The organism is Sphingopyxis panaciterrae, from assembly GCF_011762125.1.
GTDB lineage: Bacteria > Pseudomonadota > Alphaproteobacteria > Sphingomonadales > Sphingomonadaceae > Sphingopyxis > Sphingopyxis panaciterrae.
Map to the genome: position 1 here is coordinate 249,116 of NZ_JAASQN010000005.1, position 26,119 is coordinate 275,234.

The 26,119-nt window shown below is 64.9% G+C and carries 24 protein-coding genes; 7 read left to right on the forward strand and 17 right to left on the reverse strand.

The features are described 5' to 3' along the window. Positions 1-50: 50 nt before the first annotated feature. Positions 51-953 carry a prephenate/arogenate dehydrogenase family protein gene (locus FHR22_RS17465; RefSeq protein ID WP_208417778.1) on the reverse strand — a complete coding sequence of 301 codons (903 nt, stop codon included), beginning with the start codon at positions 951-953 and terminating at the stop codon, positions 51-53. Continuing rightward, entirely contained in the window at positions 953-2,068 is a 1,116-nt protein-coding gene (gene hisC, locus FHR22_RS17470) for a histidinol-phosphate transaminase (protein ID WP_166944964.1), read from the reverse strand. Before hisC ends, FHR22_RS17465 begins: the two co-directional genes overlap by 1 nt. 304 nt (positions 2,069-2,372) lie before the next feature. Between hisC and metX the strand changes: the two genes are divergently transcribed. Together metX and metW are read left to right on the forward strand one after the other, a co-directional pair. Continuing rightward, the gene (gene metX, locus FHR22_RS17475; protein ID WP_166944965.1) at positions 2,373-3,494 is read left to right on the forward strand and encodes a homoserine O-acetyltransferase MetX; all 1,122 of its coding nucleotides are present in this window, start codon (positions 2,373-2,375) and stop codon (positions 3,492-3,494) included. A 2-nt stretch (positions 3,495-3,496) separates the two neighbouring features. Next, positions 3,497-4,084: a methionine biosynthesis protein MetW gene (gene metW, locus FHR22_RS17480; protein WP_166944966.1), complete on the forward strand. Its 588-nt coding sequence runs from the start codon at positions 3,497-3,499 to the stop codon at positions 4,082-4,084. A gap of 35 nt (positions 4,085-4,119) precedes the next feature. Here the strand turns inward: metW and FHR22_RS17485 are convergent, their stop codons facing one another. Then, positions 4,120-4,743: a TetR/AcrR family transcriptional regulator gene (locus FHR22_RS17485; RefSeq protein WP_166944967.1), complete on the reverse strand. Its 624-nt coding sequence runs from the start codon at positions 4,741-4,743 to the stop codon at positions 4,120-4,122. A 217-nt stretch (positions 4,744-4,960) separates the two neighbouring features. On the opposite strand from FHR22_RS17485, the gene FHR22_RS17490 reads away from it, so the two are divergent. Then, entirely contained in the window at positions 4,961-7,288 is a 2,328-nt protein-coding gene (locus FHR22_RS17490) for a TonB-dependent receptor (protein ID WP_166944968.1), read from the forward strand. 371 nt (positions 7,289-7,659) lie between these two features. Then, on the forward strand, positions 7,660-8,658 hold the full coding sequence (locus FHR22_RS17495; RefSeq protein ID WP_166944969.1) for an adenosine kinase: 999 nt from the start codon (positions 7,660-7,662) through the stop codon (positions 8,656-8,658). Positions 8,659-8,737: 79 nt separating this feature from the next. Here the strand turns inward: FHR22_RS17495 and FHR22_RS17500 are convergent, their stop codons facing one another. The 9 genes from FHR22_RS17500 to FHR22_RS17540 all read right to left on the reverse strand — a co-directional run bounded on the left by FHR22_RS17500 (position 8,738) and on the right by FHR22_RS17540 (position 19,626). After that, positions 8,738-11,518: a carboxypeptidase regulatory-like domain-containing protein gene (locus FHR22_RS17500; RefSeq protein WP_166944970.1), complete on the reverse strand. Its 2,781-nt coding sequence runs from the start codon at positions 11,516-11,518 to the stop codon at positions 8,738-8,740. A gap of 29 nt (positions 11,519-11,547) precedes the next feature. Next, positions 11,548-12,375, reverse strand: coding sequence for a fimbrial biogenesis chaperone (locus FHR22_RS17505; protein ID WP_166944971.1), 828 nt, complete (start codon positions 12,373-12,375; stop codon positions 11,548-11,550). 199 nt (positions 12,376-12,574) lie between these two features. Then, positions 12,575-13,072: a DUF4402 domain-containing protein gene (locus FHR22_RS17510; protein WP_166944972.1), complete on the reverse strand. Its 498-nt coding sequence runs from the start codon at positions 13,070-13,072 to the stop codon at positions 12,575-12,577. Positions 13,073-13,576: 504 nt separating this feature from the next. Beyond that, positions 13,577-14,536, reverse strand: coding sequence for a ParB/RepB/Spo0J family partition protein (locus tag FHR22_RS17515; RefSeq protein WP_166944973.1), 960 nt, complete (start codon positions 14,534-14,536; stop codon positions 13,577-13,579). Then, positions 14,537-15,319 (reverse strand): ParA family protein, encoded by a 783-nt coding sequence (locus FHR22_RS17520; RefSeq protein WP_166944974.1) that lies wholly within the window; start codon positions 15,317-15,319, stop codon positions 14,537-14,539. Further along, entirely contained in the window at positions 15,316-15,975 is a 660-nt protein-coding gene (rsmG, locus tag FHR22_RS17525) for a 16S rRNA (guanine(527)-N(7))-methyltransferase RsmG (protein WP_166944975.1), read from the reverse strand. Before rsmG ends, FHR22_RS17520 begins: the two co-directional genes overlap by 4 nt. An 84-nt stretch (positions 15,976-16,059) precedes the next feature. Next, positions 16,060-17,925, reverse strand: a complete 1,866-nt coding sequence (gene mnmG / locus FHR22_RS17530) for a tRNA uridine-5-carboxymethylaminomethyl(34) synthesis enzyme MnmG (protein WP_166944976.1) — start codon at positions 17,923-17,925, stop codon at positions 16,060-16,062. Positions 17,926-18,001: 76 nt separating this feature from the next. Next, the gene (gene mnmE, locus FHR22_RS17535; RefSeq protein ID WP_341786813.1) at positions 18,002-19,306 is read right to left on the reverse strand and encodes a tRNA uridine-5-carboxymethylaminomethyl(34) synthesis GTPase MnmE; all 1,305 of its coding nucleotides are present in this window, start codon (positions 19,304-19,306) and stop codon (positions 18,002-18,004) included. Between the two features lie 23 nt (positions 19,307-19,329). Next, entirely contained in the window at positions 19,330-19,626 is a 297-nt protein-coding gene (locus FHR22_RS17540) for a DUF6489 family protein (protein ID WP_166944978.1), read from the reverse strand. Between the two features lie 107 nt (positions 19,627-19,733). On the opposite strand from FHR22_RS17540, the gene FHR22_RS17545 reads away from it, so the two are divergent. The 3 genes from FHR22_RS17545 to FHR22_RS17555 are packed head-to-tail and all read left to right on the forward strand — an operon-like array spanning position 19,734 to position 22,415. Then, positions 19,734-20,432 carry a dienelactone hydrolase family protein gene (locus FHR22_RS17545; protein ID WP_166944979.1) on the forward strand — a complete coding sequence of 233 codons (699 nt, stop codon included), beginning with the start codon at positions 19,734-19,736 and terminating at the stop codon, positions 20,430-20,432. Beyond that, the gene (locus FHR22_RS17550; protein WP_166944980.1) at positions 20,429-20,827 is read left to right on the forward strand and encodes a nuclear transport factor 2 family protein; all 399 of its coding nucleotides are present in this window, start codon (positions 20,429-20,431) and stop codon (positions 20,825-20,827) included. Before FHR22_RS17545 ends, FHR22_RS17550 begins: the two co-directional genes overlap by 4 nt. A 10-nt stretch (positions 20,828-20,837) precedes the next feature. After that, positions 20,838-22,415 carry an FMN-binding glutamate synthase family protein gene (locus tag FHR22_RS17555; protein ID WP_166944981.1) on the forward strand — a complete coding sequence of 526 codons (1,578 nt, stop codon included), beginning with the start codon at positions 20,838-20,840 and terminating at the stop codon, positions 22,413-22,415. On the opposite strand, the gene FHR22_RS17560 is transcribed toward FHR22_RS17555, so the two are convergent. The 5 genes from FHR22_RS17560 to FHR22_RS17580 all read right to left on the reverse strand — a co-directional run bounded on the left by FHR22_RS17560 (position 22,412) and on the right by FHR22_RS17580 (position 26,117). Next, positions 22,412-22,798 carry a DUF1489 domain-containing protein gene (locus tag FHR22_RS17560; protein WP_243853802.1) on the reverse strand — a complete coding sequence of 129 codons (387 nt, stop codon included), beginning with the start codon at positions 22,796-22,798 and terminating at the stop codon, positions 22,412-22,414. The two genes, FHR22_RS17555 and FHR22_RS17560, sit on opposite strands and share 4 nt — an antisense overlap. A gap of 92 nt (positions 22,799-22,890) precedes the next feature. Beyond that, a complete protein-coding gene (locus FHR22_RS17565) occupies positions 22,891-23,628 on the reverse strand; it encodes a TerC family protein (protein ID WP_425057463.1) in 738 nt (245 codons plus the stop codon). Further along, complete coding sequence (locus tag FHR22_RS17570) at positions 23,625-23,918, reverse strand: antibiotic biosynthesis monooxygenase family protein (RefSeq protein WP_166944983.1); 294 nt, start codon at positions 23,916-23,918, stop codon at positions 23,625-23,627. Before FHR22_RS17570 ends, FHR22_RS17565 begins: the two co-directional genes overlap by 4 nt. 9 nt (positions 23,919-23,927) lie before the next feature. Continuing rightward, a complete protein-coding gene (gene rho / locus FHR22_RS17575) occupies positions 23,928-25,184 on the reverse strand; it encodes a transcription termination factor Rho (protein WP_166944984.1) in 1,257 nt (418 codons plus the stop codon). A gap of 516 nt (positions 25,185-25,700) precedes the next feature. Then, positions 25,701-26,117: a CopD family protein gene (locus FHR22_RS17580; protein ID WP_425057464.1), complete on the reverse strand. Its 417-nt coding sequence runs from the start codon at positions 26,115-26,117 to the stop codon at positions 25,701-25,703. Positions 26,118-26,119 lie beyond the last annotated feature (2 nt).

The following is a 26,119-nucleotide window of genomic DNA, read 5'->3' on the forward strand; positions in this document are numbered from 1 at the left end:
CTGAGCAAGTCTGCCAGCGGCTCCCGCCTGCGCGGGGGCGACGGTCGTTTTTAATGTTTCCGCCCGAAGTCAGGGGCAGCATCATCCTGCCCCTGCTCGATGATCGAACGGCGGATCGCGCGCGTCCGCGTGAACCAGTCCTCGAGCTTGTCGGCGTCGCCGCGGCGGATCGCCTGCTGGAGGACGGTCAGATCCTCGTTGAAACGCTGCAATGTCGCGAGCACCGCATCCTTGTTGGCCAGGAAGACATCGCGCCACATCACCGGATCGCTCGCCGCGATGCGCGTGAAGTCGCGGAAACCGCCCGCCGAATATTTGATCACCTCGCTCTCGGTGACCTCTTCGAGTTCGCTTGCGGTGCCGACGATCGTATAGGCGATGAGGTGCGGCAAATGGCTGGTCACCGCGAGCACCATGTCGTGGTGCGCGGCGTCCATCGTCTCGACCTTTGCGCCGAGCGCCTGCCAGAAGGCGATGAGCGCCGCGACGGCATCCCCGGGCGCGTCGGCGCCGGGGGTCACGATACACCAGCGCCCGTCGAACAGACTCGCGAAACCCGCTGCCGGGCCGCTGTTCTCGGTCCCCGCCACCGGATGCGCTGGGATGACGAGATGCCCGGGCAGCGCGGCGCGCAGCGCGGCGCCGACTCCGGCCTTCGACGAGCCGACGTCGGAAACGATCACCCCCGCCTTCAGCCCCGGCGCGGCGGCGCGCGCGGCGTCGGCCATGCCGCCGACGGGCACCGCGAAAATCACCAGGTCGGCATCGGCGACCGCCGCGGCGGCATCGCCGGCGATCGTGTCGCAAAGGCCAAGTTCGCGCGCGGTGTCGCGGACCGCCTCGCTGGCGTCGTAACCCACCGCCGTCACCCCGGGCAGCCGCGCCTTGACCGCGCGTGCGATCGACGAGCCGATCAGCCCCAGTCCGACGATCGTGACGCGTTCGATCCCCATCAGCCGGCCAGCGCCGCGCGGACCGCGGCGGCGAGCCCGCGCGTTTCTTCCTCGGTCCCGATCGTCATGCGCAGCGCCTGCGGAATCCCCTGCCCGGGCAGCCAGCGAACGATATAGCCCGCCTCCATCACCCGCTCATACACCGTCTCGGCGCTGACATCGCCTTCGAACAGCACGAGCAGGAAATTGCACGCCGACGGCACGACGCGGACGCCATGGTTGCCAAGCCCCTCGAGCTCCTGCGCCAGCCACGCACGCCACTTCGCATTATGGTCGCGGCTGTGGTTCACGAACGCATCGTCGCCGAGCGCGGCAACCGCCGCCGCCTGCCCCGCGCGCGTGACGTTGAACGGCAGGCGAATGCGGTGCAGCGCCGAAATCACCTCGGCCGCGGCGTATCCCCAGCCGATCCGCTCGGCCGCCAGGCCGTGGATCTTCGAAAAGGTACGCGTGACGAAGACGTTCGGCTCGCTCTTCGCCAGCTCCAGCCCGCCGTCATCCTCACCGTCCGACAGATATTCGCTATAGGCCTGATCGATCACGAACAGCACATCCTTGGGCAGCCCGGCATAGAGCCGGGCGACCTCGTCGCGGGTCGCGAGGGTGCCCGTCGGATTGTTCGGATTGGCGAGATAGACGACGCGCGTCTTGTCGGTCACCGCCGCGAGCAGCGCATCGACGTCGGTCGCGAAATCGCGATCGTCGGCCTCGACCGGCACCGCGCCGACGCGGCGCGCGGCGATTTCATAGACCGAAAAGCCGTAGCGCACATACAATATCTCGTCGCCCGGCCCCGCATAGGTGCCCGCGGCGAGGTGGAGCAGTTCGTCCGAGCCGTTGCCGCAGATGATCCGCGCCGATTCGAGACCGAATTTCGCCGCGATCGCCTCACGCAGCCCCGTCGCCCCCGGATCGGGATAACGCGACAGCGCATCGGCGCCCGCCTGCGACGCGCGAAAGGCTTCGCGCGCCTTTTCGCCCGTGCCGAGCGGGTTTTCATTCGCGCTGAGCTTGATTAGCGGCCGACCGTCGGCGCCCGCCGACTTGCCGGGAACATAGGGGGCGATGCCGCTGATCCACGGCTTGGGCTGCAATGTGCGGGTCGTGTCGGTCATGCCGGGGCGTTTAGCGTGCGTGTCGCCTGAGTCCAGTTTGTTGAAGCAAATTTGCACGAAAAGATCGAAGGAAAAATGGTTCACGCGAAGACGCGAAGACGCGAAGAATATTGGGCCGAAGGCCCCGATCCTTATCCACGATGCGACCACTGCAATCATGCAGAAAAAGGCCGCTTCGCGGCACACACGCCCTCTTCGCGCCTTCGCGCCTTCGCGTGAAACAAATCTATACGCAACCTCGCCAACCAACGCACCGCCGTCCATCGTTGACAGCCCCCCTCCACCCGCTTAGCCCCGCCGCACGATGGCGAGCATGCTCCACCAGATCCGGCATCAGAGCGTGACGATCCCCGCGCCGCTGCCGCTCGACAGCGGGCAACGGCTGCCTGCGGTGACGATCGCCTATGAAAGCTATGGCACGCTTGCGGCCGACCGGTCGAACGCGGTGCTGATCTGCCACGCGCTGACCGGCGACCAATATGTCGCGAGCGACCATCCCGCAACGGGCAAGCCCGGATGGTGGGCGCGGATGGTCGGGCCAGGCAAACCGATCGACACCGACCGCTATTTCATCCTCTGCGCCAATGTGCTCGGCAGTTGCATGGGGTCGAGCGGCCCCGCCTCGCCCGATGCGGCGAGCGGCGCGCCGCTCGGCATGCATTTCCCGGTGATCACGATCGGCGACATGGTGCGCGCGCAGGCGATGCTGCTCGATCACCTTGGCATCGACCGTCTCCACGCGGTGGTCGGCGGGTCGATGGGCGGGATGCAGGCGCTCGCCTGGACGGCGCATTATCCCGAGCGGCTCGGTTCGGCGATCGTGATCGCCAGCGCGGCGCGGCATTCGGCGCAGAACATCGCGTTCCACGAGGTCGGCCGCCAGGCGATCATGGCCGACCCCGACTGGCAGGACGGCCAATATTATGGCAGCACTCGCGCGCCGGCCAAGGGGCTAGCGGTCGCGCGCATGGCGGCGCACATCACCTATTTGTCCGAAGCGGGGCTGACCGAGAAATTCGGCCGCCGGCTGCAGGCGCGCGACATCAAGAGCTTCGGTTTCGACGCCGATTTCCAGATCGAATCCTATTTGCGGCACCAGGGGCTCGCCTTCACCGACCGCTTCGACGCCAACGCCTATCTCTACATTACGCGCGCGATGGATTATTTCGACCTCGCCGACGCGCACGACGGACGGCTCGCGGGGGCGTTCGTGGGGGCGAAGGACGTGCGCTTCACGCTCGTCAGTTTCGACACCGACTGGCTCTATCCGACCGCCGAGTCGCGCCGCATCGTGCAGGCGCTGCAAAGCGTCGGCGCCGCGGCGAGCTTTGTCGAGCTGTCGGCGCCGTTCGGCCACGACAGCTTCCTTCTCGACGTTCCCGCGCTCGACCGGCTCGTCGCCGGCGCGCTGTCGGCGGGGCGCTGACGATGGCGCTGCGCCCCGACCTCGCGATCATCGCCGGCGCGGTGCCGGCGGGGTCGCGCGCGCTCGACGTCGGTTGCGGCGACGGCGAGCTGATGGCGGCGCTGAAGGGCAAGGGCGTCGATGCGCGCGGGCTGGAAATCGATCCCGCGAACGTCACCGCGGCGATCGCGCGCGGCCAGTCGGTGGTCCAGGGCGACTGCAACCGCGACCTCGCCGACTATCCCGACGACGCCTTCGACTATGCGATCCTCTCGCAGACGCTGCAGACGACCGAGCGCCCCGACCGCGTCGTCGACGAGTTGCTGCGCATCGCGCCGCGCGCCTTCGTCAGCTTCCCCAATTTCGCGCATTGGCGCATCCGGCTCGCGCTCTTGTGGGGCGGGCGCATGCCGGTGACGCGGCTGATTCCGGTGGCCTGGTACGCGACCCCGAATATCCACCATGTGACGGTCAGCGACTTTCGCGACCTGCTCCGCGAAAAGGGGATCGCGGTCGAAAGTGCCTGGTATCTGTCGGGCGACAAGCCGACGAGCGACGCCGCTGCAAGCTGGCGCGCCGAACATGCGATCTTCCTGATTTCGCGCCGGTAACTTATCCGTCGCCCCTGCCTGCGCGGGGCGACGGACTAATCCTTCTTCGCCAGCCCGTTCGCCAGCAGATCGTTCGCGACGCGCGCAACTTCGTCGATGTCGGCCTTTTCGTCCCACAGCCCGTAACGCATGCCGAGAAACACGTTCATTCCCGCGATCGCCCAGGCATGGACCTCGCTCGCGTCCGCGCGGATCTCGCCCCGCGCCGCGCCCGCCTCGAGCCGCTGGCGCATCCGCTCGACCGTCGTTTCATAATGGCGGCGATAGCTGGCGTAATCGACGAATTCGGCCTCGTCGATGATCCGGTAGATTTCCTTATGCTCGCGCACGAAGCCCAGAAAGGATAGCAGCCCGACGCGCTCGGCGCTGATTTCGTCGGGTGCCGCCTGCACCGCCGGGGTGACATGATCGCGCAATTGCTCGCTCATATAGCGGACGAGCGCCTGGAAGATTTCATCCTTCGAATCGAAATAGGTATAGAAGCTGCCGAGCGCGGTGCCGGCGCGGCGCGTGATCGCGCTGATCGACGCTTCGTGAAAGCCGCGCTCGCCAAATTCGATCGCCGCCGCGTCGAGCAGCTTGCGGAGCGTCCGGCGCCCACGCTCGGTGCGCGGGGTCTTGTCCGGATTTCCCGCCTCGCCGGCGGCCTCATCTGTCATCCCTTGCGGCCGATCCATGCTGCCCCGGTCCTTCCCCGTCCGTTCGCCCACACCGCCATCGTGGCTTTTCCGCACCACTGGCAAGCAAAAAACGCCTATTGCGCATTCCAAGTTGAAACTTGGTTCATGTTTCATTATTGGCTGGGACGCAGCTTGGCAAGTCCGGGCTCGATAAAAGAAGGGGTGGCAGGGGTCACCCGCACATGGGAGAGTTTTCATGCGTCCTTTCGCCCGCGGCCTGCGCCGCGCCGTCCTCGCCACGAGCGCGATCCCGATGCTCGCTTTCGCCCCCGCCGCCTTCGCCCAGGATGACGGCGCGAGCGCCGAGGGCGGCGACGAGATCATCGTCACCGCGCGCCGCCGCGACGAACGGCTGATCGACGTGCCGATCGCGGTCACCGCCATTTCGGGCGACGCGCTGTCCAAGGCCGGTGCGATCGACATCACCGACATCGCCAATATGGCGCCGAACACGACGCTCGAAAATTCGCGCGGTACCAATTCGACGCTGACCGCCTTCATCCGCGGCGTCGGCCAGCAGGATCCGGTCCCAGGTTTCGAAGCAGGGGTCGGCCTCTATCTCGACGACGTCTATCTGAACCGGCCGCAGGGCGCCGTCCTCGACATCTACGACGTCGAACGGATCGAGGTGCTGCGCGGCCCGCAGGGTACGCTCTATGGCCGCAACACGATCGGCGGCGCAGTCAAATATGTGACCCGCGCGCTCAACCCCGATTCGCCCGAGCTGCGCGTCCGCGGCACCTATGGCACCTATAATCAGGCCGACCTGGTCGTCACCGCGAGCGCACCGATCAGCGATACCTTCCGCGTCGGCGGCTCGGTTGCGCGGCTGTCGCGCGGCGGCTTCGGCGACAATCTGACCATCCCGGGGCTCGAAAACTACAACAAGGACGTGTGGGCCGGCCGCGGCACCATCGAGCTCGGCGGCAATGGCGCACCGGTGCTGATCCGCATCTCGGGCGACTATACGCGTGACAAGTCGGATCCGCGCAATGGCCACCGCCTGATCCCGGGGCTGGTGTCGGGCGCGCCCGTCCTCGACGATGTCTACGACACCCGCGCCGGGCTCAACGACCCGAAGCAGGATGTGAAGGCCTATGGCCTCGCGATGAACGTGTCGGCCGAACTCAGCGACAATCTGACGCTGCGGTCGATCAGCGCGTGGCGCAAGGACACCAGCTATACGCCGATCGATTTCGATGTGCTCCCCGCGGTCGATGTCGACGTGCCCGCGGTCTATCGCAACGAACAGCTCAGCCAGGAATTCCAGCTGCTCTATGAAAGCGACCGGCTGCACGGGCTGGTCGGCTTCTATTATCTCGACGCCAAGGCCGCGACCTCGTTCGACGTGCTGCTCGGGCTGACGGGGACCGCGATCGGTTTCCCCGGCCTCAACGGCTATACCGCCGGCGATGTGCGGACCAACACCTGGTCGGTGTTCGGCGACTTCACCTTCGACTTCACCGACCAGCTCAGCCTGTCGGTCGGTGGCCGCTACACGAACGACAAGCGCAAGGCCTTTGTTTACAAGGCAACGCGGATATCCGGCCTGTCGCCCGAATTCGGCGGTACGGTGCCGCCGATCACGACGGCAGTGGCCACCGACTTCCATGGCGACCGCACCTTCAAGGAATTCACCCCCCGCGCTTCGCTAAGCTTCAAGCCCAACGCCGACAATATGATCTACGCCTCCTATTCGAAGGGCTTCAAGGGCGGCGGCTTCGATCCGCGCGGATCGGGCGCATCGGCGCCGATCAGTGATCCGTTGGCCGGCCGCACCTATCAGGATATTTACGACTATCTTTCATTCGAGCCCGAAAAGGTCGACAGCTATGAAATCGGCTACAAAGGGTCGCTGCTCGATCGCCGCCTGACGCTGAGCCTCGCCGGCTTCTACATGGACTATAAGAATGTCCAGATTCCGGGGTCTTCGGCCTGCGTCGATGCTCTTGGTCTTCCGACCTTCTGCGGGATAACGACCAACGCGGGCAAGGCGCGGCTGCAAGGAATCGAGGCCGAGGTCAATGCGATCCTCGCACGTGACTTCGCCGGTGCAGGCTCAACCATCCGCTTCAATGGCGCTCTCGGCTACATCGATGCCAAATATAAGAGCTTCATCGCCGGCAATCCGCCGGCCGACGTCGCCGATCAACGGACCTTCCAGAACACGCCCAAATGGACGGTCATGGGCTCGATCGCCGCGGGCGTTCCGGCGATGGGCGGCAATATCGACGTGTCGACCGGCCTCACCTATCGCAGCCTGACGCACCAGTTCGAGGTGCCGATCCCGGCGCTCGACCAGCCCGGTTATGTGCTGTGGGACGCCAGCATCGTCTGGACCGCCGACAGCGGCGATTATTCGATCGGCGTCCACGGCAAGAATCTGACCGACAAGCAATATATCACGTCGGGCTATAATTATCAGAACGCCGCCGGCGGCTCGACCCTCGGGCTCGAGGGCGTGCAGACCGCCTTCTATGGCAATCCGCGCCAGGTCTTCGTCACCGGCACGGTCAAATTCTGACCGTCACACCGGAAAAAAGGGGGAAGGGGTGCCGGCAGCGGCGCCCCTTTTTCCATGGCGGCTTTCGGCCGGAAGTTGCCGTTCCCCTCATCGTCACCCCGGACTTGACCCGGGGTCCCGCTTGACCTCGAAAACAGCAGATGACTTCAAAAAAGCGGGATCCCGGGTCAAGCCCGGGATGACGAGGGAGAGGACGGGAAACGGCCGGAAGTGGACGTTCCCGTCGTGTACCCCGGTAGGCAGGCCGAACGACTGCTCCCCGCCCCAAGGCCACACTCCCCACCGAAGAACAACCCGGGCCCGCGCTTGCCTTTGCCTGCCTTGCCGCTTAAAGCGCGCGGCAATCTTCCCCTTACATCATTGGAAATCTCATGGCCTCCACCGCCCGTTTCGATGTCATCGCCATCGGCAATGCGATCGTCGATGTTATCGCTCGCGCCGACGATAGCCTGATCGAGGCCGAGGGGCTGAGCAAAGGCTCGATGCGCCTGATCGACGCCGCAGAGGCCGAGCGCCTCTATGCCGCAATGGGCCCCGCGGTCGAAATGTCGGGCGGTTCGGCGGCGAATACCCTCGCGGGGATGGCCGTGCTCGGCCAGCGTTGCAGCTTTATCGGCCAGGTCGCCGACGATCAGCTTGGCCATGTCTTCACGCACGACCTGCGCGCGCTCGGCGTCGCCTATGAAACCCCGGCGCTGAAGGAAGGCGCGCCGACGGCGCGCTGCCTGATCCTCGTCACCCCCGACGGGCAGCGGACGATGAACACCTTCCTCGGCGCGAGCCATCTGCTCGAACAGTCGATGATCGACGAGGAATGGATCGCGGCATCGGACATCCTCTATCTCGAAGGCTATTTGTGGGATCCGCCGCTATCGCGTGCAGCGATGCGCCGGGCGATCGACGTATCGCGCGCGGCCGGACGCAAGGTCGCCTTCACCCTGTCCGACGCCTTCATCATCGACCGCCACGGCGACGATTTCCGCCAGCTGATCGCCGAAGGCCTGTTCGACATCCTGTTCGCAAACGAGGTCGAGATTCAGGCGCTCGCCGAAACCGGTGATTTCGAGGCGGCGGTCGCGAGCGTCGCGGCGCAGGTGCCGTTGCTCGTCGTCACGCGCGGCGCGCACGGGGCATTGGCGATCGAAGGCGGCGTACGCACCGAAGTTGCCGCCGAGCCGGTCGACACCGTCGTCGATACCACCGGCGCCGGCGACCTTTTCGCCGCCGGCTTTCTTTCGGGACAGGCGCAGGGCCTGCCGATCGCCGACTGCCTGACGATGGGCGCGGTATGTGCGTGCGAGATCATCGCGCAGGTCGGTCCGCGCGCGCAGACCGACCTGAAGGCAAAGGTCGCGGCGCGGCTGGGATAGGCGAACCGCGACATCGCCTCCCTGGGTTGGCGTGGGAATGCGGATGTCGGCTAACGGCTGACGTCAGACCTACCCGCCCTTACTCCCCTTCATCCCCCGGCGGCCCGCGCGCACTGTTGCCACCTTCGGCGTCATCCTCCTGCGCGGCGGCAGCGCGGCGCAAAGGCTTCAGCGCCAGCGTCCCGAGCCGCACGCGCGGGCTGGCCTTGCCCGGCACCGCGGTCAGCGTAAAGGTGGGGTCGAGCCGCAGTACCGCGGCCGACGCCTTGGCGAACCGCACCGTGTAGCGCCCGTAAGCCACACTTTCGAAAAGGAAATATCCGTCGAATTCGGTCAGGGTCGTCGCGCGCACCCGGCCTTCCGCGTCGACGAGTTCGAGCCCGAGCCCTTCGATCGCGGTGCCGCCGTCGCGCATCATCACGCCTTCGATCTCGCCCGCGGCGGTCATCGGCAACTGGACGCGTGTCGCTACACCGGGGCGCGGGGTTACGACGACGCCGGGGAGCGCGGGCTGGACATAAGGGTCGGGCAGGCTGCCGGCATCGATGCCGATCATCACCGGACGGAAGGGTTCGAGCCCGTCGATCGCCGCGCTCCCATCCTGGCCCGTCGCCGCGTCGACGAAAGCGGTGCCCGCGGTCAACTGGACGCCCGGCATCGCCGCCTCGCCGGGCTGGCGGATGCCGTCGCCATTATCATCCATCCACACGTCGGCGACGACCTGACCGCGGCCGCCGAGCTTCTCACTCGACAGGCGCCAGCCGCCGCCCGCCGCACGCGGTCCGAAACTGAAGGCGAGCGACAGCGACGCCGCAACCGATCCGTCGCTCGCCACTTCGCCGAAGCCGGTCAACTGCAGCCTGTCGAATCGCCGCGTATAACCGATGCCGCCGCGCGCCCGGCCGAGCCCGCGGTCGTAGCCGAGTTCGGCGCGCCACTCGCCATCGCCCTTCCCGGCCCATTCGGCGATCATCGCCATCCGCGAATCGGCGTTATCGCCCGACAGGGCGAAGCGCGCCTCGCCCCTGAGCCGCACGCGCCCGATGCGGGCATTGGCCAGCAGGCTGGCGGTCAGATTGTCGGGCGGATCGGGACCGATGGGCACTTTGGTGCGCGTCCAGTCGAGCTGACCGGTAAAGGTCAGCGCGCGAAAGCTCGCCGACGCGCGCGCCGAAGCTTCGAGCGTGGAGATCCCCGAGATGCGATCGGTCTTCGCGAGATCGAGGTGGAGCGGCAGTACCGTCCGCCCGAGCTTGACCGACTGGTCGACCGATATCTGGTACAGGCCATTGATATTATTTATGAAACGGTCAGAAACAAAACCGCCCCAGCCGCGCATCGCGTCGGCGCGGAGATAGGTCTCGCCGAACGCCGCGAGCCAGCTCGCACGGACCGCCGCGGCACCGCCTCTTCCCCCGGAAGCTTCGGCATAACTGCCCGCGACTTCGAGCAGGGTCGGCCCGATCGAACGGCGCAGCGCGACTTCGCCATAGTTGCGCCGGACATTCTCGATCATCAGGCTGTGAAAATAGGCGGCGGCGGAGGTGCGTGTATCGAGCCCGCGTTCGATCCCCAACGTCCCGCGCCAGCCGCGCTGCCAGGTCTGCCGCCGGTTCCCGAACTCGATCAGGTCGGCATTTTCCTGCGCGACGCCGGCCCAATACCAGGTCTCGCGCGGCGGGATCGAATCCATGCCGACCTGCACCTGCCGGATTTCGCGCCGTATCTGTCCCTGCGGCCCGTACATCACGATCTCGAACCGGTTCGCGCCATATTGCAGCGGCACGTCGAGAAATTCGTAGCGGCCGTCGCCGTTCGGGTTCGTAAAGGCCAGCAATTGCCCGTTGCGATAGAGTTCGGCGTCCCAGCCGGCAGGCAGGTCGCCGCGAAAGCTGGTCTTGTCGAAGGCATCGGGACGCTCGACCGGGCGATTGGTCAGCACCGCGCCGCGCCCCGGCGCCGACTGCGCGACCAGCCCCGTCGACAGCAGGCTGACGTCGCCCACCGCATAAAGCGTCGCCTTCAGCGGCCCGAGCAATTGCCCGGTCGGGTCGGTGCGATACAGCCGCATCCGCAAACTGTCGGGCTCCCCCGCATTGTCCGACGACAGCCGCGCGTCGAAACTCTGCCCGAGCAATTCGCCCGCCGCGAAAACCTCATAGCGCGCCTGGACATAATTACCGCCGCGCTTGTCGGCAACGAACCCCGCCGAAGCAACGACATCGACCGACGGGGTCGCCCACATCTGATAAGGCCGCGTCGCCTGCGGCAGGCTCGCGAGGTCGAACGATGCCTGCGGACGGATCCCCGCTGCCCGCGCGCGCCGTTCGGCGGCGAGCTGGAACGGCAGTTTTTCCTTCGCATCGATGCGCAGCACCGCGTTCGAAAGATCCGCCGCAATCGGCACGCCGAGCCATTGATTCAGGCTGTCCAGATCGATGCACCAGCCCGCGGGCGTATCGCGGATCGTCGTCGCGGCGAGTTTCGTGCTGACGCTGCCGACGCGCACTTCGCCCGCCTCGCGGTCGATGGTCAGGCTGCGCCGCTCGTCGAACACCCAGCCCGTTGCGCGGCGCAACTTCTTGTCGACGCGCACCGCGAGGTCGAGCGCCAGCACCATGTCGCCCAGATCGATACACACCCCCTGCGGGGTTTGATAGCCGCGCACGCCGTCGCCAAGTCGGTACTGACCCGACCGGAGATCGAACAGCCAGCTGTCGTCCTCGTTCGGCGTCCAGCCATCGGCCGCCAGCGATACCGGCTTGCTATCAAGCGCATGGGCGCCGGAAGGGCATAGTCCCGCCAGCGCCAGCACGGCCGCAACCCCCGCCTTCGATCGAAGAAGAAGCCCGCGAAGCACGCTCGCGCCCGCGCCGCGTTGTGCCTGCCCTATTTCACCACCCGGTCGGCCGCGTCGATCGTCCCGCCGCCGATTTCGCGGTCCTCGCTGTAACGGATATGCACCGGCCCCTTGAGCTTCGCCGCAAGTTCGGGCGGAACGCGCAGCGATACCCTGCGCGCGCCGACCTCGGGATAGACCGCGATACCGCGCGCGAGCAGCAACGGCTCGGCAACCCCGGGCCGCGTCACTTCGATATCGCCATAGACCGATCGGTTGCCACTGCGCGTCAGGTCGAATTCGAAAGCCGGGCCGTCGCGCGTTTCGCTGACCCACGCGTCGCCAATCACCGCCTCGGCGCCCAGGTCGCCGACGCGCACGATGACGGGAATGGTGATGCCATAGATCGGCGTCAGCGCGATCGACACGCCTTCGGCGGCCGGTTTCGCCGCATCGGCAACCGCGGGCGCCGCATCGGGCACCGCGCGGAACAGCATATGCGCGCGATATTCGCCCGCCGGCGTGCCTTCGGGAACGCGCACCCCGACGCGAATCACCTGCGGCTGGTTCGGCGGCAAGGTGACGCGGCGCGGGCTGAAGGCGATCATCGCCAGCGCCGCCTTTTCGGCGTCGGTCGCATCGGCTTCGGCAATTTCGTCGAGCCCGCCCGCAGCGGTCATCCGCTTGATCTCGAGGCTGATGCGATAGGTCGCAGGCTCGGCGCCGATATTGTTGAGCACCACCTCGGTCCCGCGCGACCCGTCGAGGACGAGCCGCGTCGGCGCGACGAGCAAATCGCCCGCAGCGATGGCAGGAGTGAAAGCCGCGGCGCTGCACGCAGCCGCAAGAAACAGGCCGAAGCCCTTCAGAAAGCGCATCGTCACGATCCCCACAATCGTTATCCGGCGCAGTCCCACCGCACCGTTGGTCCGCTTCCTCCCTGCATCAACATGGTTGATATTTTGCTAACTATGCCTGCCGCACGCACATGAAAAAGGGCCACCGAACCTGCGTCCGGCGACCCTTTTTCCATACGGCAAAGCCTCTTGGACTTCGCCGCCCCCCAATCCGATGGAATTACTGGTAGTTGGCGGTCACGTTGAACGTGCCCGAATAATCGCCCGACGCCTGGTTGGCGCCGACGCTGAGCGTTCCGCCGACCTTGAAACTGCCGCCAGTCGCCGACAGCGTGACGTTGGTCGCCGAATAGCTCAGTGCCGCGGTCATGTTGCCGCCGAGTGAGCCGTTGAGCGTGACACTCGAATCGCCGCCGACGAGGACCACGGCACCGCTGGTACCCTGAATGTCGAAATTGGCGGCGGTCGTCGTGCCGGTGCAGGTCAGCCCCGAACCGCAGGTCGCGGCACCGGCGGTCGACACCGCGACGGTCGAGGCAGTTGCACCGCTGATGATCGTCGCGAACTGCAGGTCGCTGGTGTTGGTGAGCGTGATCTGGCGCAGGATCCTGGCCTTTGCCGTACCCGTGGCCGTCGCCGCCTGCGCCGCCGAGGCGTTCATGGCGAGAACAGCGATCGCGGCACCCAGAAGGGCGCGCTTCATTCCAAAGTTGCGCATATGATTTGGTCCCTTGAATTCGAACTGACGTCGAAAGTCGAATGGAAATCCCACCCCATTCACGGCCCCTTTTGCCGAGGACCTGTTCAGCCTTTGCCAGCAAGCATGGTTAACGGCAGGTTAGTGGTCGACCTGAAAATCCATAACTTCACAATAAAATCAATATTTTGATTGATTTTCTAGCGAACAGCATACTTGGGCTTCCCAGCTTAACGGCCCAAGCTGGCACAAATTGAAGCCGCTGTTTTACTCAGCAACAATCGAGCGATTCGCAATAGCGCGTTGCTCGTCGGCCATCTTTTCGGCGGGGTCGGCCGAAAGTTGCCCTCTCTACCATCGTCATCCCGGACTTGATCCGGGATCTAGGCAACATCTGTAATCATGGATCCCGGATCAAGTCCGGGATGACGAAAATGGGGTGAAGCAACCTCCGCTTCCTACCCCAATGCCCGCACGCTGGCAGTTTAACGTTTATGCAATCGCGAGATTCAAGCGACCACGACCCTAGATCGATTCGCCGCTGAGCCGCTGGCAGATCATGTCGAGCTGGTCGAGCGAGGCGAATTTCAGCGTCAGCGCGCCCTTGCCGTCGCCGGCATATTGGATCGCGGCGCCGATGCCGAGCAGCTCGGACAAATGGCGCTCGACCGCGACGATATCGGGGTCGCGGCCGCCTAAGCCGTCGATGCTCTTATACTCGAGCGGCGCCTTGCGCCCGCCGCCCTTTTCGGCACGCACCAACGCTTCGACCGTGCGCACCGACAGGCCGTCCTTGACGATCTTGCGCGCAATATCCTCCGCCCCCGCCGCACCGATCAGCGCGCGCGCATGCCCCATCGCCAGCGAGCCGTCGCCGACCAGATCCTGCACGCCGGCCGGCAGGTCGAGAAGTCGCATCAGATTGGCAACATGGCTGCGCGATTTGCCGACCAGTTTTGCCAGCTCTTCCTGGCTATGGCCGAAATCCTCGATCAGGCGGCGATAGGCGGCCGCCTCTTCGATCGCGTTGAGGTCCTGCCGCTGGATATTCTCGACCAGCGCGATCTCGTAAGTCGCGGCATCGTCGAGTTCGCGTACCAGCGCCGGAATCTGGTGCAGCCCCGCGCGCTGCGCGGCGCGCCAGCGCCGCTCGCCCGCGACGAGCTGATACCCCTGCCCGTCGGGCGCGGCACGGACGATGATCGGTTGCAGCAGCCCGCGGGCGGCGATCGAATCGGCGAGTTCGGCGATCGCCGCCTCGTCGAAATGGCGCCGCGGCTGGCCGGGCAGCGGGCGAATCGAACCCACCCCGACATGCTGGACCGCCTCGCCCGAAGCGGGCGCGGGCTTGGCGGCGCCCGGGGTCGCCAGCACCGGCGCCTCGACCGCGACATCGCCGAACAGGGCGTTGAGGCCGCGTCCCAAGCCCGACGGCCGCTTGCGCGGCGCTGCTGAACTGCCAGTTTCGTCCTTATTATCAGTCATTTATGCCGCCTTGCGGATGTTGGGCAAGCGGTCGATCAATTCGCGCGCCAGCGCAATATAGGCGGCCGATCCGGTGCAACGATGATCGTAGATCAGCGCCGGCAGGCCGTGGCTCGGGGCCTCGGACAGGCGGACGTTGCGCGGAATCACCGTTTCGAACACCACCGGGCCCAATACCTCGCGAACATCGTCGGATACCTGATCGGTCAACCGGTTGCGCCGGTCGAACATGGTGAGCGCGACACCCAGGATCGACAGTTTCTGGTTGAAGCGGACGTGGACACGCTCGACCGTCGTCAGCAACTGGCTCAATCCCTCGAGCGCAAAAAATTCGCACTGCAACGGCACGATCAGCGATTCGGCGGCGATCAGCGCGTTGAGCGTCAGCATGCCGAGCGACGGCGGGCAGTCGATCAGGCAGATATCCCACTGCCCCGCCTCGGCGCTCGACAAGGCTTGCTGCAGCCGATGCAGCCGGTCGCCATATTCGATCAATTCGATCTCGGCGCCCGACAGGTCGACCGTTGCGGGAACGATGAACAATTGGGGCACCGCAGTGGGAATCGCGCATTCGGCGAGCGTCGCGTCGCCGCGGAGCAATTCATAGCTCGAACAGTCGCGCTGCGACTGCTTGATCCCGAGCCCGGTCGACGCATTACCCTGCGGGTCGAGATCGATGATCAGCGTCCGCCAGCCGGTCGCGGCGAGCGCGGTGGCGAGATTGATTGCGGTGGTCGTCTTGCCGACCCCGCCCTTCTGGTTCGCCACGGCAATGCGGATCATCGCTTTCCTCGCTGTTTTGCGCCGATCTTGCCCACGCCGACCAAAATCCGGCTTTCAGGGTCGGTGCGGCTCTGTTCCACGTGAAACAAACTCTGCCATGCCTGCGGCAACAACGCCAGTTCCTTAACCGCGTTTCGCCCTTTTGGCAGCAGCCAGCGCGTCGATTCGGTGGAAAAACGCGCGGATAAGTCGATCAGCTTGTCGAGCGGGGCAAAGGCGCGCGCGCTAATCGTCGCCGCGGCCCGCGTTTCGATCCGTTCAAGCGGCGCTTCGATTACCTCAACATGGGCTAGCCCGAGGTCGACAGTGGCGGCGCGCAGGAAATCGCAGCGCCGCTTGCGCGATTCGACGAGCAACATCGGCCGCTCGCTCAGGATCGCCACGACCAGTCCGGGCAGTCCCGGACCGCTTCCAAGATCGATCCAGAGCCCATCGCCGTCGCGCGTATCGAGCGCGAGCAACTGGGCGCTGTCGGCGATGTGCCGCACCCAAAGCACCGGTATCGTCGATGCCGCGATGAGATTCTGCTGTCCATTCTCGGCAATGAGCATCGCAGCGAAATGGTCGAGCCGAGCCCATTGGTCCCCGGTCGGCGCGAAACGCGCAGCGAGCCACGCGCGCGCGGCGTCCTCATTGTCCAGAATTTCCGCGGTCAAACCGAATCGCCTTTCTGTCCGCTTGTGCTGAGATCGTCGTAGCCACTGCCCTTCGCTCCCATCCCATTAAAGGAAGGATCCGGCCTAAGCCGCCACCCGCCGACGGCTATGCACCATGATCGCGGTCAGCGCCGCGGGCGTCACGCCATCGATCCGCGCCGCCTGCCCCAGTGTCTCGGGGCGTGCCCTTGTCAGCCGCTCGACCATCTCGCGCGACAGCCCGCCGATCGCACCATAATCGAGCGCCGCATCGAGCAGGATGGCCTCGTTCGCCGCCAGCGCGCGCAGTTCGGCATCCTGCCGCGCGATATAGGGCGCATAATGCCCATCCTCGGCAATCTCCGAGAGGATCGTGCCGTCGATTGATCCGAGTTCGGGCGCGAGCTGCGCGAGCATCGCCATAGTCACATCGGGATAGCGCAGCAGGTCGATCCGCTTGCGTGTGATTCCGTCACCCGGCAACGCCAGCCCGATCGCCGCATAATCGGCGGTCGCCACCAAGGCATCGAGTAACGCCTCCGCCCGCGTCCGTTCGGCGCGGCGCGCATCAAACAGTGCCGCCGTCGCCGGACGCACCAACCCCAGTTCAATACCCTTCGGCGTCAACCGGGTCGCGGCATTATCGGCGCGCAGCCGCAATCGATATTCGGCGCGCGCGGTGAGCATGCGATAGGGTTCGATCACCCCCTGCAACACCAGGTCGTCGATCATCACCCCGATGTATGATTCGGAGCGATCGAGGATCAACGGTTCGCGGTCCTGCACCGCGAGCGCGGCATTAGCACCGGCAACGAGCCCCTGCGCTGCCGCCTCTTCATAACCCGTCGTCCCGTTGATCTGGCCGGCGCAATAGAGTCCGCGCAGCGCGCGAACCTGCAACGTCCGGTCGAGTGCACGCGGATCGATATGATCATATTCGACCGCATAGCCGGGAACGATCATCTCGACGGTTTCGAGTCCTTCCATCGTCCGCAGCATCGCCAGTTGGACGTCGGCGGGAAGCGAGGTCGAGATGCCGTTCGGATAGACCGATATGCTATCGAGCCCTTCGGGCTCCAAAAAGACCTGATGTCCGTCCCGGTCGGCAAAGCGATGAATCTTGTCTTCGATCGACGGGCAATAGCGCGGACCCGCGGCGCCGATCGCGCCGGTAAACAGCGGCGAGCGATCGAGATTGCCGGCGATGATCCGATGAGAGTCGGCATTGGTCCGCGTGATCGCACAGAATATCTGCGGCACGCTCCGCTCGCTGTTCCACGTGGAACAGGTCCACGTCGCACCATCTGATGGCTGTTCCTCGAGCCGCGACCAATCGATCGTCCGCCCGTCGAGGCGCGGCGGCGTCCCCGTCTTGAGCCGTGCCATCGGCAAATTTGCGCTGCGCAATTGTTCGGCGAGCTTGTGCGCGCCGGCTTCGCCGATGCGTCCGCCTTCCATCCGCTCCTCGCCGCGGAACAGCTTGCCGCCCAGAAACGTCCCCGTCGCGAGCACGACCGCCGATGACGGCAGCGCGGCGCCATTGCCCAGATCGAGGCCTTCGACGCGCGATCCATCGGGCGACAGGCGAAGCGCCGCCGCCTCCCCCGCAACGACAGTAATGCCCTGCTGTGCCGCGAGCAGCGTCTGGATCGCGTCGCGATAAAGTTTGCGGTCGGCCTGGATACGCGGCCCCTGCACGGCGGCACCCTTCGACGCGTTGAGCATGCGATAGTGAATCGCCGCCCGATCGGCGGCGCGCGCCATCCAGCCATCGAGCGCGTCGACCTCGCGCATCAGATGCCCCTTGCCAAGCCCACCGATCGCCGGGTTGCACGACATCGTCCCGATCAGCGCGGGATCGAAGCTCACGAGCGCGACGCGCGCGCCAAGCCGCGCGGCGGCTGCGGCGGCTTCGGTTCCGGCATGGCCACCGCCGACGACGATGACATCAAAAGTTGCGCTGCTGTGCATGATTGCGGCCGCGCTTAGCCGAAATTCAGCGGCAAATCCACCATGCTGCGATCGATGCGGTGTTTCACGTGGAACATCATTTCCCGATACAGAAACGTCCGAACAGCGTGTCGAGCATATCCTCGACACCGGCGCGCCCGGTGATCCGGTCGAGCGCCGCGCCCGCGAGGCGCAACCGCTCGGCGAGCAGGATCAGGTCGCCTGCCTCGCGCGTGCGGGCCTCGATCGTCAACCAGCCCTGCGCTTCGGCAAGTGCCGCACGCTGGCGCTGGCGCAGCGCTGCCTCGCCTTCGCGCGGCAGCAACGTGCGCGCGGCCTCTACGATCCGCGCGTGCAACGCCTCCATCCCCTCACCCGTCGCTGCCGACAGGATCATGTCGCTGTGCGCGGCCGCCGCTTCGGCCGCCGCGTCACCATGCCAGCGATCGGCCTGCGCCGCGATCGTCACACAGCGCGGGTGCGAAGGTGCCGCATCGGCCGGGCCCAGCCACAGCAGGATATCCGCCGCTTCGACCGCGGCGCGCGCGCGACCGATCCCGATCGCCTCGATCGCATCGGCACCTTCGGTGCGCAGTCCGGCCGTATCCGAAAAGCGCATCGCAATCCCGTCCAGCGCCAGCGCTGTTTCGATCACATCGCGCGTCGTTCCCGCGACCGGCGACACGATTGCCAGCTCGCGTTGCACCAAAGCATTGATCAAGGTGGATTTTCCGGCATTGGGCGGCCCCGCGATCACCACCGAAAGCCCCTCGGCGATCACCTCCGCCGCCGGCCGCGCCAACCACTCGTCCAACTCCGCGGCCAGCTCTCCCATTCCCCCGATCAAACGCTGCGTGACACTTTCGCCAACTTCGACGTCATCCTCGTCGGCGAAATTCAGCTCGGCCTCCGCCCCCGCCATCAGTGCCAGCAACTGCCCTTGCCAAGCCTCGACCGCGCGCGACACATGCCCGCTCGCCATACCGAGCGCCTGCACCCGCTGGCTCTCGGTCTCTGCCGCCAACAGATCGGCAAGCCCTTCGGCCTCGGCCAGATCGATCCGCCCGTTGAGAAATGCCCGCCGTGTGAATTCTCCCGCCTCGGCTCGCCGCAGCCCCGCTATCTCCGCCAGCCTGTTTTCGACCGCTGTGACCACGGCGCGGCCGCCGTGCAGATGCAGCTCGGCAAGATCCTCGCCAGTCGCGGTCGCGGGTCCAGGAAGCCACAGGACCAGCGCGCGATCGAGCGACGCTCCAGCGCTATCCTTCAATTCGGCGAGCGACGCATGACGCGGTGCGGGCAGCCGACCGGCAAGCATTTCCAGCGCGATACCCGCCCCCGGTCCGCTCACGCGCACGACGGCAATCGCCGCCGGCGGCATCCCGCTCGACAGCGCAAAAATCGTATCGCTTGCAGCGGCTTGGCTCAGCTCTTGCGTCCTCGCGCCGGCTTGTCGGGGCTGTCGGTATCGGCCGTTTTCGACGCACCGCCCATCAGCCCGCCGCCAAATTGGCCGAGCAGCGACTGAACCAGCCCCAGCCCGCTCTCACCCATCGGCACCCAGCTCTTGACCATCGTCTGGACGAGGTCGGGCGTGATGCCTTTCGCCATCAGTTCCTTGACCCGGTCGAGATAAATGTCGTGCAGCGGTTCAAGGTCGGGAAGCCCGACCAGCCGGCGCGCCTCTTCGGGGGTGCAATCGATCTCGATATTGAACTTCATCGCCTGTCTCCGCCCCGAAATGCCGGTTAGCCGCTTGAGCCCTGCCCGCAGCCCCGCTAGCTTCGCGCTTTCACAGCAAAGAAGCAAGAGACAGGAGAGCTCCCCCCATGGCCGCAACGAACATCGAAATCCCGGCGCTGGACGGCGCAAGCATGATTCCCGCCTATGTTGCGCGGCCCGACGCCGATTCGTCGCGGGCAATCATCGTCATCCCGGAAATTTTCGGCGTGAACGCCGGAATTCGCAAGAAATGCGACGACTGGGCGGCCGAAGGCTATCTGGCGATCGCACCCGACATCTTCTGGCGCTTCGCCCCCGGGGTCGAGCTCAATCCCGACGTCGAAGCCGAACTGCAGGAAGCTTTCGGCTATTTCGGCCAATATGACGCCGACGATGGCGTGAAGGACATCGAAGCAGCGATCCGCTGGCTTCATGCCCAGGGTGCGGCCAAGGTCGGTTGCGTCGGTTTCTGCCTTGGCGGGCGTCTCGCCTATATGGCGGCCGCGCGCACCGATGTTCACGCGTCGGTGGGCTATTATGGCGTCATGATCGACCAGATGCTGAACGAAAGCCACGCAATCGCGCATCCGCTGATGCTCCATATTCCGACCGAAGATCATCTGGTCGATCATGAGACGCAGAAGAAGATTCACGAAGGCCTCGATCCGCATCCGAAGGTGACGATCCACGATTATCAGGGCCTTGATCACGGCTTTGCCGCAACGATGGGCAATCGCCGCAACGACGAAGGCGCTGAGCTCGCCGACGGGCGGACCCGCGCCTTTTTCGCCGAGCATCTCGCATGAGCGCGCAAGCGGGTCTCGCCGCCTGGCACGCCTATATGACGGGCGGCGGCGACCCGCAGGCGCTGAAAGAGCTGCTGGCCGCAGACGCGGTCTTTCATTCGCCGGTGGTCCACACCCCGCAGGAGGGGCGCGACAAGGTTTTCGCCTATCTGCACGCGGCAAGCCATGTGCTGGGCGGCCAGAGTTTCCGCTATCTTCGCGAAATCGCCGACGGCGATCAGGCGATGCTGGAATTCGCCAGCGAACTCGACGGGATCCAGATCAACGGCGTTGACATCATTCGCTGGGATGACGAAGGAAAGATAAAGGATTTCAAGGTGATGGTCCGCCCGCTCAAGGCGATCAACAAGGTGTGGGAAAAGATGGCAGCGATGCTCGCGGCGCAGGCGGGCTAGCCCGGATCCGATGCTCCGCTGGGCGGCCTTCCCTATTCTTCTCGTCGCGGCGGCGCTCGCCGCCTGGTGGCCACCGGCGCGCTGGACCTTGTTGCTGTGGGTCCCGCTCCTCCTTCTCGCCGTCTATGATGCCGTCCAGCGCCATCACTCGCTGCGCCGTAATTTTCCGCTGATCGCGCGCGTCCGCTGGCTGTTCGAGGCGCTGCGGCCCTTCCTCTACGCCTATATCGTCGAAAGCCCGCTCGAGGGACGCCCGTTCGCGCGCACCGAACGCGACCTCATCTATGCACGCGCCAAGGGCGATCTCGACGCACATCCGTTCGGCACCGAGCTCGACGTCTATTCGGACGAATATGAATGGATGAGCCACAGCATCGCGCCGGCGGTCGCGGCCGACCGGACGCAGCGCGTCAAGGTCGGCGGATCGCAATGCACCCAGCCCTATTCGGCGGCGCTGCTCAATATTTCGGCGATGAGTTTCGGTTCGCTGGGCGCAAAAGCGATCGAGGCGCTCAATCTCGGCGCCAAGCTCGGCGGCTTTTATCACGACACCGGCGAAGGCGGACTCAGCCCCTATCATCGCATGCATGGCGGTGACATCGTCTGGGAATTGGGCAGCGGCTATTTCGGCTGCCGCGACGGGGATGGCCGTTTCGACCCTGCCCGCTTTCGCGACGCCGCCCAAAGCGACCAGGTCAGGATGATCGAGATCAAGCTGAGCCAGGGCGCGAAACCCGGCCATGGCGGGGTGCTGCCGGGGCCGAAGGTCAGCGCCGAAATCGCCGCGACGCGCGGGGTGCTCGAAGGCCATGACTGTATCTCGCCCGCCGCACATTCGGCCTTTGCGACGCCGATCGAGCTGGTCGAGTGGGCCGCACGGCTGCGGGACCTGTCGGGCGGAAAGCCCGTCGGAATCAAGCTTTGCGTCGGCCAGCCGCACGAGATTTATGCCGTCATGAAGGCGATGATCGAGACGGGAATCCGGCTCGATTATATCGTCATCGACGGTGCCGAGGGCGGCACCGGCGCGGCGCCGGTCGAATTTTCGAACAGCCTTGGCATGCCGCTGCGCGAGGGGCTGATTTTCGTCCGCAACGCGCTGGTCGGTTGCGGGCTCAAGGAAGAAATACGCCTGGCGGCGTCGGGCAAGGTGCATTCGGGCGCGGGGCTGGCGGTCAATTGCGCGCTCGGCGCCGACTGGTCGAACGCGGCGCGCGCCTTCATGTTCTCATTGGGCTGCGTCCAGTCCCTGAAATGCCACACCGATGAATGCCCGACCGGGGTCGCGACGCAGGATCCCGGCCGCCAGCGCGGGCTGGTCGTCCCCGACAAGGCCGATCGCGTGCGCCGGTTCCAGGCGGCGACGGTTTCGGCGCTGTGGGATATCACCGCGGCGATGGGACTCGAAACGCCATGGCAGATCCAGCCGCACCATCTGCACGAGCGGCTCAATTCGGCGCGTTCGGATTCGATCGACCGCATCTACAGCTTCTTTCCGCGCGGCATCCTGCTCGACGATCCCGATTCGGTGCGCAGCGCCCGTTATTGGGCGATGGCGCGCGCCGACAGCTTTCGGGCCGTGTTTTAGATCAGCATCAGTTCGGCCAGCTCGCGATAAAGCTCGGGCGGCAGGTCGCCGATACCGCTCGCATCGTCGACGCCCTTTGGCGCATCGTCGTCGGTGAGATAACGCCAGCCCTGATGCGCCCGCTTGGGCTGCGGATGGATCCGTTCCAGCTCGGCGACACAGACGATATCGATCCGTCCGTCGCTGCGGTCTTCAAAGCGCAGGATTTCGACCCGCGCGACGAGGGTGTGCTTGACGATGAAATGCAGCTTGCCACCGACCAGTTCATCGGCGCGCTTGGGCTTGAACCGCGTCGTGAAACGGACCTCGCCGCCTTGGGCGTAATTGACGATCCGAGCCTGCAACGCCGGATAGTCAGAACAGCCGACGGCCACGCGGGTCATATGAAGCTGGGGCATGATGTCGAGATGGGGAGCCGATATGAAAAAGCCAGCCCCTTCCGGAGCTGGCCCTTTCATTTCATGCTGAGGATCGATCAGCCGAACAATGTTCCCATGCCGACCGCCGGGTCGATCCAGCCTTCGTAGATCATCTTGACCGCGACGTAGAGGATCACGGCAAGCCCGATGTAGGCGATCCAGCGATAGCGTTCGATATATTTGGCGATGATGTTCGCCGCGACGCCCATCAGCGCGACAGCAAAGATCAGCCCGACGATCAATATGCCCGGATGCTCGCGCGCTGCGCCGGCGACCGCGAGAACATTGTCGAGGCTCATGCTGACGTCGGCGATCGCAACCGCCCAGGCTGCGGCGGCGAAGCTCTTGGCAGGCTTGAGGCCTGAATGTTCATCGCCCTCAACTTCGGGTGAGCCCGAAGAATGCGCGCCTTCGCGCAGCTCGCGCCACATTTTCCACGCGACCCAGATCAGGAGCAGGCCGCCGACGAAGATCAGGCCGACGATCTGCATCAACTGCGTCACGACGAGCGCGAACGCGATACGCAGAACCAGCGCGGCCAGCACGCCGATCAGAATGACCTTTTTGCGCTGTTCCGCGGGAAGCCCCGCTGCGAGCGCACCGACGACGATGGCATTGTCGCCGGCAAGCACCAGGTCGATCAGCAGCACCTGGATGAAGGTGGCAAAGGCCGCGGGTTCGGTGATGTTCGAAAAATCATTGACGATATGGCCCCAGATTTCAGCAGGACCGCCGAAACCGTCGGCCGCCGCACCAGCGGCCACACCAGCCTGCGTCAAAAACTCCAGAATCACACCATGTCTCCGAAATAGCTGACCACAGGCATAGGGTCATAAAAGCGATGCAGCAAATTGCGCCACTGTTGATAGCGATCCGATTGCCGAAAGCCATCCCGATGATCTTCGATTGACCGCCAGCCGGCCAACAGCAGATAAGGCTGTCCGCTTCCCGTCGGGCGGCGAATTTCCAGTGAGATGAAGCCTGGTGAGGCTTCGATCAGCGGCCGTGCCTTTGCAACGGCCGTCTCGAACGCCGCTTCGCTTCCCGCACGGACGGGAAGCAGCGCATGTTCGAGGACGGCCATGGCGCCGGCTTACTGGTTCATGCTGTCGAAGAAATCCTCGTTGGTCTTCGAATCCTTGATCTTGTCGAGCAGGAATTCCATCGCGTCGATCGTGCCCATCTGCATGAGGATGCGGCGCAGCACCCACATTTTGCTGAGCTTGTCCTTCTCGACCAGCAATTCTTCCTTGCGGGTGCCCGACTTGCCGACGTCGAGCGACGGGAAGATGCGCTTGTCGGCAACCTTGCGGTCGAGCACGATTTCCGAGTTACCCGTGCCCTTGAATTCTTCGAAGATCACCTCGTCCATGCGGCTGCCGGTATCGATCAGCGCGGTGGCGATGATCGACAGCGAACCGCCTTCCTCGATGTTGCGCGCGGCGCCGAAGAAGCGTTTGGGACGCTGCAGCGCATTGGCGTCGACACCGCCGGTCAGCACCTTGCCCGACGAAGGGACGACGGTGTTGTAGGCGCGGCCAAGGCGGGTGATCGAGTCGAGCAGGATGACGACATCCTTCTTGTGCTCGACGAGGCGCTTGGCCTTTTCGATCACCATTTCGGCGACCTGGACATGGCGCGTCGCGGGTTCGTCGAAGGTCGAGGAGACGACCTCGCCGTTCACGCTCCGCTGCATGTCGGTGACTTCCTCGGGACGCTCGTCGACGAGGAGGACGATCAGATAGACCTCGGGGTGGTTGTCGGTGATCGCCTTGGCGATATTCTGCAACAACACCGTCTTACCCGTACGCGGCGGCGCGACGATCAGCGCGCGCTGGCCCTTGCCCTGCGGGCTGACGAGGTCGATCACGCGTGCCGACTTGTCCTTGACGGTCGGGTCCACGGTATCGAGCGACAGCTTCTGGTTCGGATAAAGCGGTGTGAGATTGTCGAAATTGACGCGGTGGCGGACAACATCGGGGTCGTCGAAATTGACACTGATCAGCTTGGTCAGCGCAAAATAACGCTCCCCGTCGCGCGGGGCGCGGATTTCGCCTTCGACGGTATCACCGGTGCGCAGGCCATATTTGCGGACCTGGTTCGGCGAGACATAGATGTCGTCGGGACCAGCGAGATAATTGGCTTCGGACGAACGCAGGAAACCGAACGAGTCCGGGAGAACCTCGATCGTTCCCGACCCGATGATTTCCTCGCCCTCTTCGGCAAGTTCTTTCAGGATCGAGAACATCAGGTCCTGCTTGCGCAGCGTCGAGGCGCCTTCGACGCCCAGTTCTTCCGCCATTTCGACGAGTTGGGCGGGGGCTTTGGTTTTGAGTTCTTTAAGATGCATGGATGGATTCCAGGTAGATTTTGGGAGAAAAATACAATCGATTTCGATGCACCACTGGGGTGCCTATCCGGCCGTGGGACGACCGTTAAAGATAGCTTCGGCACAAGGAAGCGCCGCCCGCGCGGGGCGGGGTTGATCGGCCCCTATAACCCACGCGAAGCCAAGTCAATCGCGGCTGCGACAAGCGGGCCGGCCCGAAGATGGATGCTAAAGCCACAAAAGCCCCGCAGGCGCACACCCTATCTGTGTCCTTTGTGGCTTTTAGCATCATCAGTGCGGCTGCGGAGCAGCTTAAAGCGACAAAAGATGCGCATGCACAGGCCGAAACTGTCTCCCTTGTCGCTTTAGGGCCAAGCCGGTCGTGCGGGGGAAGCGACGAAATTCCCGGTTGAAAAGAGCCGATATGCAGGCTGGCACGGCGCGATAATGTAGGAAAGCGTTCTTTGGATGACGATGAGAGGAACGGCGGCTCCCAGCCGGAAGCGGTCATCCACGACAGGCAACCCCTCCAGCCGATCAGGGCCGCACGACCACGAGGATTACGATGATCGCCGCGGCAACGCCGGGCACTTCGTTGAGCAGGCGGAGCGCCTTTTCGGGCAGCGGACGCTCGCCCCGTGCCAGCTTCTTCGCATAGCCGATCATCCAGCCATGATAGCCCGACAGCGCGATCACCAGCAGGAATTTGGCGATGAACCAGCCTTCGTGCCAAACATTGCCATTGAACGCGAGCATCAGGCCAAAGATCCAGACGATGATCAGCGCCGGATTCAGGATAATCCGCCGCAGCCGGTCTTCGCGCTCGATCCATTTTTTATCTTCGTCGGATCCGACGGGGCATTGGTGATGATAAACGAAGAAGCGCGGCATCATGAACAGGCCGGCCATCAGGAAAATCACAAAGATGATATGCGCGGCTTTGATCCAAAGCATCG

What these genes read in the sequence shown, in the direction of transcription:
- FHR22_RS17465 (WP_208417778.1), bottom strand. Translation starts at nt 953, where the DNA reads ATGGGGATCGAACGCGTCACGATCGTCGGACTGGGGCTGATCGGCTCG.
- hisC (WP_166944964.1), bottom strand. Translation starts at nt 2,068, where the DNA reads ATGACCGACACGACCCGCACATTGCAGCCCAAGCCGTGGATCAGCGGC.
- metX (WP_166944965.1), top strand. Translation starts at nt 2,373, where the DNA reads ATGGCGAGCATGCTCCACCAGATCCGGCATCAGAGCGTGACGATCCCC.
- metW (WP_166944966.1), top strand. Translation starts at nt 3,497, where the DNA reads ATGGCGCTGCGCCCCGACCTCGCGATCATCGCCGGCGCGGTGCCGGCG.
- FHR22_RS17485 (WP_166944967.1), bottom strand. Translation starts at nt 4,743, where the DNA reads ATGACAGATGAGGCCGCCGGCGAGGCGGGAAATCCGGACAAGACCCCG.
- FHR22_RS17490 (WP_166944968.1), top strand. Translation starts at nt 4,961, where the DNA reads ATGCGTCCTTTCGCCCGCGGCCTGCGCCGCGCCGTCCTCGCCACGAGC.
- FHR22_RS17495 (WP_166944969.1), top strand. Translation starts at nt 7,660, where the DNA reads ATGGCCTCCACCGCCCGTTTCGATGTCATCGCCATCGGCAATGCGATC.
- FHR22_RS17505 (WP_166944971.1), bottom strand. Translation starts at nt 12,375, where the DNA reads ATGCGCTTTCTGAAGGGCTTCGGCCTGTTTCTTGCGGCTGCGTGCAGC.
- FHR22_RS17510 (WP_166944972.1), bottom strand. Translation starts at nt 13,072, where the DNA reads ATGCGCAACTTTGGAATGAAGCGCGCCCTTCTGGGTGCCGCGATCGCT.
- FHR22_RS17515 (WP_166944973.1), bottom strand. Translation starts at nt 14,536, where the DNA reads ATGACTGATAATAAGGACGAAACTGGCAGTTCAGCAGCGCCGCGCAAG.
- FHR22_RS17520 (WP_166944974.1), bottom strand. Translation starts at nt 15,319, where the DNA reads ATGATCCGCATTGCCGTGGCGAACCAGAAGGGCGGGGTCGGCAAGACG.
- mnmG (WP_166944976.1), bottom strand. Translation starts at nt 17,925, where the DNA reads ATGCACAGCAGCGCAACTTTTGATGTCATCGTCGTCGGCGGTGGCCAT.
- FHR22_RS17540 (WP_166944978.1), bottom strand. Translation starts at nt 19,626, where the DNA reads ATGAAGTTCAATATCGAGATCGATTGCACCCCCGAAGAGGCGCGCCGG.
- FHR22_RS17545 (WP_166944979.1), top strand. Translation starts at nt 19,734, where the DNA reads ATGGCCGCAACGAACATCGAAATCCCGGCGCTGGACGGCGCAAGCATG.
- FHR22_RS17550 (WP_166944980.1), top strand. Translation starts at nt 20,429, where the DNA reads ATGAGCGCGCAAGCGGGTCTCGCCGCCTGGCACGCCTATATGACGGGC.
- FHR22_RS17555 (WP_166944981.1), top strand. Translation starts at nt 20,838, where the DNA reads ATGCTCCGCTGGGCGGCCTTCCCTATTCTTCTCGTCGCGGCGGCGCTC.
- FHR22_RS17560 (WP_243853802.1), bottom strand. Translation starts at nt 22,798, where the DNA reads ATGACCCGCGTGGCCGTCGGCTGTTCTGACTATCCGGCGTTGCAGGCT.
- FHR22_RS17570 (WP_166944983.1), bottom strand. Translation starts at nt 23,918, where the DNA reads ATGGCCGTCCTCGAACATGCGCTGCTTCCCGTCCGTGCGGGAAGCGAA.
- rho (WP_166944984.1), bottom strand. Translation starts at nt 25,184, where the DNA reads ATGCATCTTAAAGAACTCAAAACCAAAGCCCCCGCCCAACTCGTCGAA.
- FHR22_RS17580 (WP_425057464.1), bottom strand. Translation starts at nt 26,117, where the DNA reads ATGCTTTGGATCAAAGCCGCGCATATCATCTTTGTGATTTTCCTGATG.